Annotated in this window: 10 protein-coding genes; 2 read left to right on the top strand and 8 right to left on the bottom strand. The window is 65.2% G+C overall.

Annotation, left to right across the window (positions count from 1 at the left end):
• Positions 1-324: 324 nt before the first annotated feature.
• A complete protein-coding gene (gene thiD / locus AAFG07_RS15330) occupies positions 325-1,122 on the bottom strand; it encodes a bifunctional hydroxymethylpyrimidine kinase/phosphomethylpyrimidine kinase (RefSeq protein WP_342728009.1) in 798 nt (265 codons plus the stop codon).
• A 193-nt stretch (positions 1,123-1,315) separates the two neighbouring features.
• Here thiD and AAFG07_RS15325 point away from each other — a divergent pair, with 193 nt between their 5' ends.
• A complete protein-coding gene (locus AAFG07_RS15325; protein WP_016845986.1) occupies positions 1,316-1,561 on the top strand; it encodes an Lrp/AsnC ligand binding domain-containing protein in 246 nt (81 codons plus the stop codon).
• Positions 1,562-1,919: 358 nt separating this feature from the next.
• Here AAFG07_RS15325 and AAFG07_RS15320 read toward each other — a convergent pair whose 3' ends face one another.
• Positions 1,920-2,849 carry a cytochrome c gene (locus AAFG07_RS15320; protein ID WP_342728008.1) on the bottom strand — a complete coding sequence of 310 codons (930 nt, stop codon included), beginning with the start codon at positions 2,847-2,849 and terminating at the stop codon, positions 1,920-1,922.
• Between the two features lie 166 nt (positions 2,850-3,015).
• Here AAFG07_RS15320 and AAFG07_RS15315 point away from each other — a divergent pair, with 166 nt between their 5' ends.
• Entirely contained in the window at positions 3,016-3,438 is a 423-nt protein-coding gene (locus tag AAFG07_RS15315; protein WP_342728007.1) for a CHRD domain-containing protein, read from the top strand.
• Between the two features lie 90 nt (positions 3,439-3,528).
• Here the strand turns inward: AAFG07_RS15315 and AAFG07_RS15310 are convergent, their stop codons facing one another.
• The 6 genes from AAFG07_RS15310 to AAFG07_RS15285 all read right to left on the bottom strand — a co-directional run bounded on the left by AAFG07_RS15310 (position 3,529) and on the right by AAFG07_RS15285 (position 11,970).
• On the bottom strand, positions 3,529-3,975 hold the full coding sequence (locus AAFG07_RS15310; protein ID WP_342728006.1) for a cytochrome c: 447 nt from the start codon (positions 3,973-3,975) through the stop codon (positions 3,529-3,531).
• A gap of 103 nt (positions 3,976-4,078) precedes the next feature.
• Entirely contained in the window at positions 4,079-6,388 is a 2,310-nt protein-coding gene (locus AAFG07_RS15305) for a xanthine dehydrogenase family protein molybdopterin-binding subunit (RefSeq protein WP_342728005.1), read from the bottom strand.
• Positions 6,389-6,516: 128 nt separating this feature from the next.
• Positions 6,517-8,046, bottom strand: a complete 1,530-nt coding sequence (murJ, locus tag AAFG07_RS15300; protein WP_342728004.1) for a murein biosynthesis integral membrane protein MurJ — start codon at positions 8,044-8,046, stop codon at positions 6,517-6,519.
• A 43-nt stretch (positions 8,047-8,089) separates the two neighbouring features.
• Positions 8,090-9,241 carry a DegT/DnrJ/EryC1/StrS family aminotransferase gene (locus AAFG07_RS15295; RefSeq protein ID WP_342728003.1) on the bottom strand — a complete coding sequence of 384 codons (1,152 nt, stop codon included), beginning with the start codon at positions 9,239-9,241 and terminating at the stop codon, positions 8,090-8,092.
• A 50-nt stretch (positions 9,242-9,291) separates the two neighbouring features.
• Positions 9,292-10,308 carry a Gfo/Idh/MocA family oxidoreductase gene (locus AAFG07_RS15290; protein ID WP_342728002.1) on the bottom strand — a complete coding sequence of 339 codons (1,017 nt, stop codon included), beginning with the start codon at positions 10,306-10,308 and terminating at the stop codon, positions 9,292-9,294.
• Positions 10,309-10,557: 249 nt separating this feature from the next.
• Positions 10,558-11,970, bottom strand: a complete 1,413-nt coding sequence (locus AAFG07_RS15285; protein ID WP_342728001.1) for a mannose-1-phosphate guanylyltransferase/mannose-6-phosphate isomerase — start codon at positions 11,968-11,970, stop codon at positions 10,558-10,560.
• Positions 11,971-12,095: the final 125 nt, after the last annotated feature.

The following is a 12,095-nucleotide window of genomic DNA, read 5'->3' as shown; positions in this document are numbered from 1 at the left end:
CTGTGCACCTAACAGATTCCTGTGACAAGGCGATGACGATCCCCGCGACCCAAGGCCTCACTAACAGTTAACGAGAATCAGCAGCACGCCCCTCCAGTGCGGATAACAGCGGCATGCGACAATCTGGCGACATGGGCGGACGCGGCTGTGCGGAACAGGCGTTGTGTGGCTGCATATCGCGGCGGAACACTACGCATTCAAAGAGGCGATGGATGCGTAGCCCGGATGAAGCGCAGCGTAATCCGGGTCTTGCGTCCGCGGATGATCTGTTCCCGGATTTCGCTTCGCTTCATCCGGGCTACGCAGCTACGAGGCTACCGAGCGTCAGTAATATTTGTGGAAATGGTGCACCGGCCCGTGGCCGTGGCCGACGGCGAAGCGATCGGCGGCGGCGATCGCATCCGTGATCCAGGCCTTGGCGCTGCGCACGGCGGTCTCCATCGCGTCGCCCTTTGCGAGTCCTGCGGCGATCGCCGATGACAGCGAGCAGCCGGTGCCGTGCGTGTTGGCGGTTGCGATGCGCGGCGCCGCGAGCGCAATGCTGCGCTCGCCATCGATCAGATAGTCGATGCTCTCGGCGCCGTGCCCATGGCCGCCCTTGACCAGCACCGCGCGACATCCCATCGTCAGCAATTGCCTGCCCTGTCGCTCGACGTCAGCCTCGCTCGCAGCGACCGGCTCGTTCAGCAGCGCCGCCGCTTCCGGCAGGTTCGGCGTGATCAGCGAGGCCAGCGGAAAGAGCATGGTCTTCAGCGCATCGACCGCCTCGGCCGCCAGCAGCCGATCGCCTGATGTTGCGACCATCACCGGATCCAGCACGACATGCCGCGGCGCCCAGCGCTTCAGCCCGTCGGCAATCGCCGCGATGGTCTCGACCTGCGCCACCATGCCGATCTTGACCGCGCCGATTTCGAGGTCGGAGAACACCGCATCGATCTGGGCCGTAACGAACGAAGCGGGCACCGGATGGATGCCACTGACCCCCGTGGTGTTCTGCGCCGTCAGCGCCGTGATGGCGGAAGCGCCATAGACCCCGAACGCGGCAAAGCTCTTGAGGTCGGCCTGGATGCCCGCCCCGCCCGAGGAATCCGAGCCGGCAATGGTGAGCGCGACCGGCGTCATGTTGCGGGACCGGCGGTTGAGACGAATGAGACCATGACGAACGAGATCATGGCCTGTCCTAGCCCGGCCGCCGATCGGCAGCAAGTTCGCATGACTTTCCCGCGAGTTGGCCTTGTTGCCCCTTTGCCTTGACCCCTTGCCTTGGCCGCCCGTTTTTGGCCTATAGTCACGGAAATCCCCGGAGACGACTTTGATGGTTCCTTTCTTCGTCCAGATCAAATGCAAGCTCGGCCAGTCCTACACCGTCGCCAATGCGCTGGCGGAAGCCGAGATTGCGTCCGAGATCTATTCCACCGCGGGCAATTACGATCTGCTGGTCAAGTTCTACGTCGACCACGACACCGACATCGGCCATTTCATCAACGAAAAGGTTCAGGTGATCCCGGGCATCCAGGACACCCTCACCATCATCACCTTCAAGGCGTTCGGCGCGAAGTAGGACGCCCCAACGCAAGCGTGCTGTAACTCCTCAACCTGAGAGGATGTGAGGCTATATCCTCGTCCACCGCTGTCATCGCCCGGCCGGTGCGCAATTGCGCACATGGACCGGGCGATCCAGTACGCCGCAGCCTCTCGGCTCTAGCACTGCGCTCTCTGGAATACTGGATCACCCCATACGCGGGTGATGACACTGAGCTAGCTGAGCGACCACCCGTCATCCCCGCGCAAAGGTTTCGCCTTTGTCGCTGGAGGAGCCCGCATGGCGGGCGTCTCGAAGGATACAGGCCATAGACCTGGGCCTCATGGTTCGAGACGCACGCTCCGTCCTCCTCACCATGAGGAGCCGAGGCACAGGACTACGACTCCTTCTCCTTCTTCACCGGCTTCGGCGGTCCCTCGACCGGCGGCAGCGACTTGATGTATTCGGCGATCGCGTCGCGATCGGTCGGCGAGAGCTGCGAGGTGTTGCGGATCACGCGCACCATCGACCCGCCGGCGCTATCGCCGTCCGGCGTCTGGCCGCTCTCGAGGAAATAGACGATGTCCTTCGCGCTCCAGTCCGCGATCCCCCGCGGCGTGATGTTGGGCACCCAGCCTTCGCCTTCCGGATTCGGGCCACCGGCGAAACGCTGCGAACTGATGATGCCGCCGAGAAAATTGCGCGGGCTGTGACACTCGGCGCAATGGCCGAAGCTGTTGACGAGATAGGCGCCGCGATACCAATGCGCCGAGCGGCTCGCATCCGCGACGAACGGCTTGCCGTCCATGAACAGGAATTTCCAGACACCGACATTGCGCCTGATGTTGAAGGGAAACGGCACATCGTGGTCGCGCACCTTGCCGGCGATCGGCGGCAAGGTCTTCAGATAGGCGAACAGGTCGCGCACGTCATTGAGCCTGGCGTGCTGATAGGACGTGTAGGGAAACGCCGGAAAATAGTGCGTCCCCGACGGCGAGGTGCCCTTCATGACCGCGGTGACGAAATCAGCCTCGCTCCAGCGGCCGATGCCGTCGTTCGGATCGGGCGAGATGTTCGGCGCATAGAAGGTACCGAACGGCGACGGTATCGCGAGGCCGCCGCCAAGCCTGGTGCGGTCGTCCTGCTTCGGCACCGCATGGCAGGAGGAACATCCTCCCGCATTGAACGTTGTGAGCCCGTTGGCCAGATTGGGCTGGTAGGCGGGCAGCGCGCTCGCGGCAACGGTCGCGGGGATCGTCAGCCACCAGAACACACCGAAGCCGATCAAGCCGGCCAAAGCGGCCAGGAGGAGAATTCGTCGCAACATTCACCGATCCGTCATTGGTCGCGTCAGTTCATCAACCAGTATGATGGCAACCGATCGCACAAGCTCGCATCAAATTTGCCGCACTCACGATCATTTTGGGAATAAATCCGGAGCGCCGCGGTTTGAAGATTTGCAACCATCGTGTGACGTCAAAGGGGAGAGAACCATGCCAAACAAGACCTTGCTTGCCACGCTGACATTGGGCGCCGCAATCGCGCTCGCCGGTCCGGCCTTTGCCGAGAAGCTGACGGCGAAGCTGGACGGCAAGTCCGAAGTGCCTGCCAACACCAGCGCCGGCACGGGCACTGCCGACATCGATTACGACGCCGCCTCCAAGAAGCTGAGCTGGAAGCTGACTTATTCCGGCCTGTCGGGCCCCGCGACCGCCGCGCATTTCCATGGCCCCGCCGACGCCGGCAAGAATTCCGGTGTCGCGGTCGCCATCCCGAACGCGACGTCGAGCCCGGTCGAGGGGAGCGCGACGTTGACCGACGCGCAGGCCGCCGATCTCCTCGCCGGCAAGTACTATGTCAACGTCCACACCGCGGCGAACCCGGGCGGCGAGATCCGCGGCCAGGTGACGAAGTAGACCTCACGAAGTAAACTTCAACAAGAAACGGCCGGCACAACAAAGGGCGGATGCTTCACAGCATCCGCCCTTTGATCGACCGAATGGCGATCAGCCCTTCTTGAGGCGATAGGTCTCGTGGCACCCGCCGCACTGCTTGCCGATCACGGTCAGCTCGGCCTTCAGCGTGTCGACATCCTTGATCTTGCCCTTGGCATCAGCGACGGATTTGGCAAAGCTCGCGATGTGCTGCTCGAAGCCGGCCTTGTCTTCCCAGATCTTCGGCCCAGCGGAGTAATCGCCTTCCGTCTTGAGGCCCTTGCTGCTTTCAGGAAAAAGCGTCGGCAGCTTCTTGGCAGTGTCCTCGAACTTCGCCAGCGCGGCGTCGACCGTTGTCTGGTCGTAGGGCTTCTCGCCCTTGATCATGGCGCCGAGCGCACCGGCGTTCTTGCCGGTTTCCTTCATCTGGGCCTGGGTCTGCTTGACCTGATTCTGGTCGGCCACGACCGCACCCGCACTCAACGCAAGCATCGCTGCAACGACGACAATCCGCTTCATCGGCAAAACCCCTCAATTCCGCTCTGTCCCGGTCCGCAGGTACGCGGCCGGCCTGGTTTGCAAACACCGCAGGCGGAATCTTCATTCCGCCTGCGACAATTTATCAGAGATTATGGCGGCGCTGCGCCTCGCGGACCGCGATCCAGACCCGCTCCGGCGTCGCCGGCATGTCGATGTGGTCGATCCCGAACTCGCGATGCAGCCCCTCGACGATCGCGTTGACGACCGCGGGACACGAGCCGATCGCGCCGGCCTCGCCGGCGCCCTTCACGCCGAGCGGGTTGGTCGTGCATGGCACGTTGTGGGTCTCGAACACGAAGGACGGCCCGTCGGCGGCGCGCGGCATCGCATAGTCCATGAAGGTGCCGGTGACGAGTTGACCGTCGGATGGGCTGTAGACCGCCTGCTCCATCAGTGCCTGCCCGATGCCCTGCATCGCGCCGCCATGAACCTGGCCCGCGAGCATCAGCGGATTGAGCGTGACGCCGAAATCGTCGACGATGACGTAGCTGACGATCTTGATGATGCCGGTGGCGGGATCGATCTCGACCTCGGCGAGGTGCGTACCGTTCGGATAGGTGCCGTCGGCGCTGGCGAAGGTCGCACTCGAGTTCATCTTCGACGTATCGCCGCCGGGACGCTTGGCGAGATCGGCAAAGCTGACCGAACGGTCGGTGCCGGCGATGCGGATGCGGCCGTCGGCGATCTCGAGGTCGCCGGCGCCGGCTTCCAGCGCCTGCGCCGCAAGCTCCTTCAGCTTGTTGCCGAGTTCGTGCGTCGCCCGCTGCACGCTGACGCCGCCGGACGGGATCGATGCCGAACCGCCGGTGCCGAGGCCCGTCGCGATCTTGTCGGTGTCGCCCTGCAGGACATGGACGCGCTCGGGCGGCACGCCGAACTGCTCGGCGACGATCTGCGCATAGGCGGTCTGGTGGCCCTGCCCGCTCGACTGGGTGCCGATCAGGATCGAGATGTCGCCGTTGGGATCGAGCGCCACATTGGCGGTCTCCTCGCCCATGGTGCCGCAGACCTCGACATAGCTCGCCATGCCGATGCCCCGCACCAGGCCGTCCTTCTTGGCGGCCTTGGCGCGCTTCGGAAACTCCTTCCAGTTGGCGATCTCCATCGCGCGCTTCATATGCGCGACGAAGTCGCCGGAGTCGTAGACCTTGCCGGTCGCGGTCGTGTAGGGCAGCGACTTCGGCGGGATGAAGTTCTTCCGCCGGATGGCGTCCGGCGTCATGCCGAGCTTTCGCGCGGCAGCATCGACCAGCCGCTCGATCACGTAGGCAGCCTCCGGGCGGCCGGCGCCACGATAGGCATCGACCGGCACGGTGTTGGTGAACACGGTGCGGACGCGGCAGTGGAAGGCCTTGATGTCATAGAGACCCGGCAGCATGCCGGCGCCGCCATGCGGGATGTAGGGCGCGAACGTCGAGAGATAGGCGCCCATGTCGCCCATCAGGTCGACATCCATACCGAGGAACTTGCCGTCCTCGGCGAGCGCCATCTTCGCGGTGGTGAGGTTGTCGCGGCCCTGCGCGTCGCCCATGAAATGGTCGGAGCGCTCGGCGGTCCATTTGACGGACTTCTTGAGCTTGCGCGCCGCGACCGAGATCAGCGCATATTCGCGATAGGGAAACAGCTTGGTGCCGAAGCCGCCGCCGACATCCGGGCAGATCACCCGCATGTTTTCCTTCGGCATCTTCAGGATCATGTCGCAGAGGATCTCGCGCAGGCGGTGGCTACCCTGGCTGCCGATCGTCAGCGTCAGATGATCCTTCTTGGCGTCGTATTCGGCGACCGCGGCGCGGGTCTCCATGAAATTGGTGATGACGCGCGGGTTGACGATGGTGATCTCGGCCACCGCATGCGCCTTGGCGAAGGCGGCCTCGGCGGCGCCCTTGTCGCCGATCGAGACGTCGAACAGCAGATTGCCGGGCTTGTCCGGCCACACCTGCGGCGCGCCCTTCTTCACCGCATTGATCAGGCCGGCCACCGCCGGCAGCGGCGTCCACTTGACGTCGATCGCCTCGATCGCGTCGCGGGCATGATCGACGGTATCGGCGACCACAAAGGCGATCGCGTCGCCGACATGGCGCACCTCATCCTTGGCGAGGATCGGATAAGGCGGTGCGGTGAACGGGTCGGTTTCGAGATTGAACAGGCACGGCAGGCCGCCGAGCTCGGCGACGTCGGCCGCGGTCAGGATCAGCGCCACGCCGGGCATGCCGCGGGCCTTGCCGGCATCGATCGTGTAGGTCGCGTGCGCATGCGGCGAGCGCAGCATCAGCGCGTGCAATGCGGGAGACGGAGCAACGTCGTCGGTATAGCGGCCCTTGCCGCGAATCAGAGCGTCATCCTCCTTGCGTCGCACACTTTGTCCGACGCCGAACTTGATGGGAGCTGCCATCGTCTCTCCAATTGCCTTGGTTGTTTGTATGCATATTGGCGTGGTTGTCAGCGAAGCGCAAACCGCTTTCCGCCGCACGCGGCGCTATCCCACACTCGGCTCCTATGCATTTGATTTGACAGGTAAAACTATACGCGCCGCAGCGCGAACAGCCAGCCGCGGCCGAACAGCGTGAGGATCAGCAAGGCGTAGACGAAGGCGCCGACCGTGATCAACAGCAGCAGGATCATCTCATCGCGAAAGATCTGCATCGGCGCAAACCACACATAAGCGAAATGCGAGGTCAGCCACAGCGCGAGCGCGAGCAGCAGGCCGCAAATCGCGAAGGTGCCGAACGAGCGCATCAGCGCGCGATCGAACGCGAGGTAGCCGCGGCGCACGGCGAACAGCAGCACCAGCAGCAGATTGACCCAGGCCCCGACCGCAGTCGCGAGCGCGAGCCCGACCTGCGCCAGTGAGCCGACCAGCGCGATCTTCAGCGCGACGTTGACCGCGACCCCGGTCAGCGCCGCCTTTACCGGCGTTGCAGTGTCCTTGCGGGCGTAGAAGGTCGCAACCGCGCTGCGGATCATCACGAAGGGAATGAGCCCAACCGCATAGGCCGCGAGCGTGGCGCCGGCGCTTGCTGCATCGGCCTTCGAGAAGGCGCCGCGGGCGAACATCGCGCGCATGATCGGATCGGCAACTGTCAGGAACGCCGCCACGAACGGCACGGAGAACAGCAGCGTGAAATCGAAGGCGCGGCGCTGCGCGGCCATGGCGCCTGTGTGATCGTCGGCGGTCAGGCGCCGCGACATCTCCGGCAGCAGCACGGTGCCGATCGCGATCCCGATCACGCCGATCGGCAGTTGATTGAGGCGGTCGGCATAGTAGAGCGCCGACAACGCGCCCGCGGGCAGGAAGGTCGCGATGATGGTGTCGGCGAACAGCGCCACCTGCGTTCCCATCGAGCCCAGGGTCGCCGGCCCCAGCGCGCGGAAGAAGGCGCGGACGTCCTCGTCGAGCTTGAGCGGTGCGAATCGCGGCAGGCCGCCGTGGCGGGCGAGGTCGCCGGCGAGCAGGAAGAACTGCAGGAAGCCCGAGATCAGGACGCCCCAGGCCGCGGCGTGGCCGGCGCTGGGGAAGAACGCCGCGAGCGCCAGCGTCATCATCATGGCGAGGTTGAGGAAGATCGGCGCCGCGGCGGCGCTGGCGAAGCGATGCATCACGTTGAGCATGCCGCCATAAAGCGTCACCAGCGTGATCAAGAGCAGATAGGGAAAGGTGATCCGCGTCAGCTCGATCGCGAGCTTGCGCTGCGATGCGTCCTCGGTGAAGCCCGGCGCGAGAATGCTCATCGCCTGCGGCATGAACGCCATCGCCACGACAAGCAGGATCACCTGCGAGGCGAACAGCAGCGTGAAGATGCGGTCGGCGAACAGCCGCGCCGACGCCTCGCCGCGCTCGCCATGGACATGGGCATAGGCCGGCACGAAGGCGGCGTTGAAGGCGCCTTCGGCAAAGATCGCGCGGAAATGATTGGGCAGCCGCAGCGCCACGAAGAAGGCGTCGGCGACCGGCCCGGCGCCGAGGATCGCCGCGAGCATGATGTCGCGCGCGAACCCGGTGACCCGCGATAGCAGGGTATAGCCGCCGACGGTGAAGATGCGCCCAAGCATGCGCTGCTTCTAGCGCATCATCACCCTACGTCAAAATGACGTATCAGGCAGAAAGCGCGCTGCGCACAGCCGCGATGACGCGGTCCTGCGCCGCCTCGTCGAGATAGGGGTGCATCGGCAAGGCGATGACGTCCTTCGACAGGCGCTCGCTGACCGGCAGGCCGCCGTCGGCAACCGGATAGTGGCTGTAGGCCGTCTGCTGGTGGACCGACTTCGGATAGTAGATCATGGTCGGCACGCCCTGCGCCTTCAAGGCGGCCGCGAAGGCGTCACGATCGATGCCGTTGGTCAGACGGATGGTGTATTGCGCCCACACCGAGGTGCAGCCGGGAGCCACGCGCGGCACCGCGACCAGGTTGCCGAGCGCCCGCGAATAGCGCTCCGCCACCTTGTTGCGCGCGGCGATCTCGTCGTCGAAGATCTTCAGCTTCTCGAGCAGGATCGCCGCCTGCATGGTGTCGAGCCGCGCCGTGAGGCCGAGCCGCACGTTGTCGTACTTGTCCGAGCCCTGGCCGTGGACGCGGATGCTGCGCAGCGTGCGCGCGAGCTCCTCGTCGTCGGTGAAGATCGCGCCGCCGTCGCCGAAACAGCCGAGCGGCTTGGCCGGGAAGAAGCTGGTCCCGGTCGCGAGCCCGAAGGTGCCGAGCTTGCGGTTCTTGTAAGTTGCGCCAAAGCCCTGCGCGGCATCGTCGAGCACGAACAGGCCCTCGGCCTCGGCGACCGCACCGATCGCGTCGTGATCGGCGCTCTGGCCGAACAGATCGACCGGGATCACGGCAACCGGCTTCAGCCCGCGTGCGCGCGCCGTCGCAATGCCGCGCTTCAACGAATTGACGTCGATGTTGAAGGTCTCCTCATCGACGTCGACGAAAACCGGAGTCGCACCGGTCAGCGTCACGACTTCGCCGGTCGCGCAGAAGGTGAAGGTCGGGCACAGCACCGCATCGCCCGGCCCGACATTCTTCGCCATCAGGACCATCAGCAGCGCGTCGGTGCCGCTGGCGCAGCTCACCACATGCTTGGCGCCGCTATAGTCCGCCAGCGCCTTCTCCAGCGCGGTGACTTCCGGCCCGTTGATGAACTGGCAATGGTCGAGCACGCGCGCGACCGCGTCATCGATCGACTTGCCGAGCCGCCGGCGCTGCGCGGCGATATCGATGAAGGGAATGGGCTCAAGCTGCATATGCTGGTTCATGGAAGCTCTTTGCACGTGTTGAATGAATGACGATCAGCCAGTGAAGGCAATCAGCCGGCGATGCGGCGCGGTCCCTTGCGCATCGTCGATGCGGCGGGCCGAGCGGGCGATTCCAGGCAGCGGATCGCGATCTCGAGGCTCGCTACGCCTTCGTCGCCGGACACCGCCGGCAGCTTGCCGCTGCGCACGGCATCGAGGAAGGCGATCAGCTCGGCGCGCAGCGGCTCGTCGTGACCGACCGGCAGATGACGCATCGAATAGCTGCCGTCCGGCTTGAAGCCGAAGCATTCGGTGACCTGGCGGGTGAGCAGGTCGCCCATCACGTACTTGCCGCGGGTCGCGACCGTCACGTTGCGCGCCTTGAACGGCGTCAGCCAGTTGGTGTTGATGTGGGCGAGCACGCCGGACGCCGTGCGGAACTGCAGCAGTGCGATGTCCTCGCGCTCGGCGACCGCGCTCGAAAGCTGCGGCTGCACTTCGACGATGTCGGACTCGGTGAACCAGCGGATCAGGTCGATGTCGTGCACGGCGAGGTCGATCACGACGCCGACATTGGACATCCGCGGCGGGAACGGGCCGACCCGGGTGATGCCTATCGACAGGATATCCTCGCCCGAGATCGCCTGCTTGATCGCGGCGACCGCAGGATTGAAACGCTCGACATGACCGACCATCAGCGTGACACCGGCCCGCTCGGCGGCCGCGACCATCTCGCGACCCTCTTCGACCGTGGATGCGACCGGCTTCTCGACCAGGATATGGATGTTGCGCGCGATGCAGGCGAGCGCGATCTCGTGATGCAGATGGGTGGGGGCTGCGATCGTCACCGCATCGATGCCCTCGGCAAGCAGCTGATCGAGGCTCTCGAAGGCGCGGCAACCGACCAGGTCGACGGCGCGCGTGCGGTGCTCCGGCAGCGGATCGACGATGCCGATCAGCACGACGCCGGGCAATCCGGCCAGCACGCGGGCATGGTTGCTGCCCATTACGCCGGCGCCGATCACGCCGACGCGCAATGCGCGGCCGATATCGGCCCTCGCGCCGGCTGCGGACACTTTTGCATTCATATCGTAGACCCCAAGTAGCGTTCTGGCGGTTGTCCCGGCTCCTCAGGGAGCCATACCGGCTCCGAGGGAATCAGACCAAGGCCCCTCGTCCCGATCTGCGCCTCCGGCGCAAATCACCCCGCTTCGTTGGCAGCCGCTATAGCACGGCGTCACAAATGTGGCGAATGCCAACGGCGAAATCCGGACACGTTTTGATTCAAAGAGTTACATCGTCCCGCGCCCGGCGATCGGCGCGGGAACCGGCTCGCCTCAGCTGCGCCGGTAGTCGTCCTCGATGCGGATGATGTCGTCCTCGCCGAAATAGCTGCCGGTCTGCACCTCGATCAGCTCGAGCTGGATCTTGCCGGGATTCTCCAGCCGGTGCACGGCGCCGATCGGGATGTAGATCGACTCGTTCTCGTGCACCGTCTTGATCAGCTCGTTGACGGTGACCTGCGCGGTCCCACGCACCACGATCCAGTGCTCGGAGCGGTGATGGTGCTTCTGCAAGGACAGCCGCCCGCCGGGCTTGACGATGATGCGCTTGACCTGGTGGCGGTCGCCATTGTCGACCGACTGATAGGAGCCCCAGGGGCGATGCACCTTGATGTGGTTCTCGGTCACCCCCGGCGCCGCCACTTTCAATTTCGCGACCAGCCGCTTCAGCCCGTTGGCATCCTTCTGGCGTGACACCAGCACAGCGTCCTGGGTCGCGACCACGACGAGGTCGTCGACGCCTTCGAGCGCGACCAGCGCCCGGTCGGTCGAGACGTTGCAATTGCGGGAGTCCTCGAACACCGCCGCGCCGCGCGCCGCGTTGCCGAGGCTGTCCTTGTCGGAGAGCTCCCAGACCTGGCGCCACGAGCCGATGTCGGACCAGCCGCACGCCACCGGCACCACCGCGGCATGAGCGGTCTTCTCCATCACGGCGTAATCGATCGAGATCGCCTTTGCCGCGCCGAACGCCGCTGCATCGAGCTTGACGAAGCCGAGATCGCGCGTCGCTGACGCAACCGACTGCTCCACCGACGCGATGCTGTCGGCATCGACATTGCGATACTCGTCGAGCAGCACGCCGGCGCGGAACATGAAGTTGCCGCTGTTCCAGAGATAGCCCGCATCGATATAGCCTGCCGCCGTCGCGGCATCCGGCTTCTCGACGAATTTTGCCACCGCGCGCACCTCGCCGGCGACCACCTCACCCGGGCTGATATAGCCGTATTCGGTGGCGGGCCGTTCCGGCTTGACGCCGAAGGTCACGATGCGGCCGGCTTCGGCAGCCACCAATCCGCCGCGGCAGGCGGCAACGAAGGCCGGGGTATCCCGCACCAGATGGTCGGCGGCGAGCGCCAGCACGATCGCTTCGCCGTCACGGCTCTGCGCGAATGCCGCACCGGCCGCGATCGCGGGCCCGGAGTCGCGGCGCATCGGCTCCAGCAGCACGTCGGCCTCGCGGCCGATTTCGGCCAGCTGCTCCAGCACCATGAAGCGATAGGCCTCGTTGGTGATCACGATCGGCCGCTCGAACAGGCCGGCGTCGGAGACCCGCAGCAGCGTCTCCTGAAAGGTCGAGCGCGCCCCGAACAGCGACAGGAACTGCTTCGGATGCACCTCGCGCGACGCCGGCCAGAGCCGCGTCCCTGCGCCGCCGCACATGATCAGGGGGATAATTCGTCGATCCATCGATGCCTCAAGTCCTGTCGTGGCAGTCCTGTCGTATCCATCCGCAGGCAGCACACCAAATTGGCCCGGGCTGCCGTGGCCGGCAGCCCTGTTACCTGGGAGGCACGATCCGGGCAGTCACGCGC

This window comes from Bradyrhizobium sp. B097, assembly GCF_038957035.1.
Lineage (GTDB): Bacteria > Pseudomonadota > Alphaproteobacteria > Rhizobiales > Xanthobacteraceae > Bradyrhizobium.
Note: the sequence above shows the minus strand (reverse complement) of the source record. Positions and strands in the feature narration are given on the sequence as shown.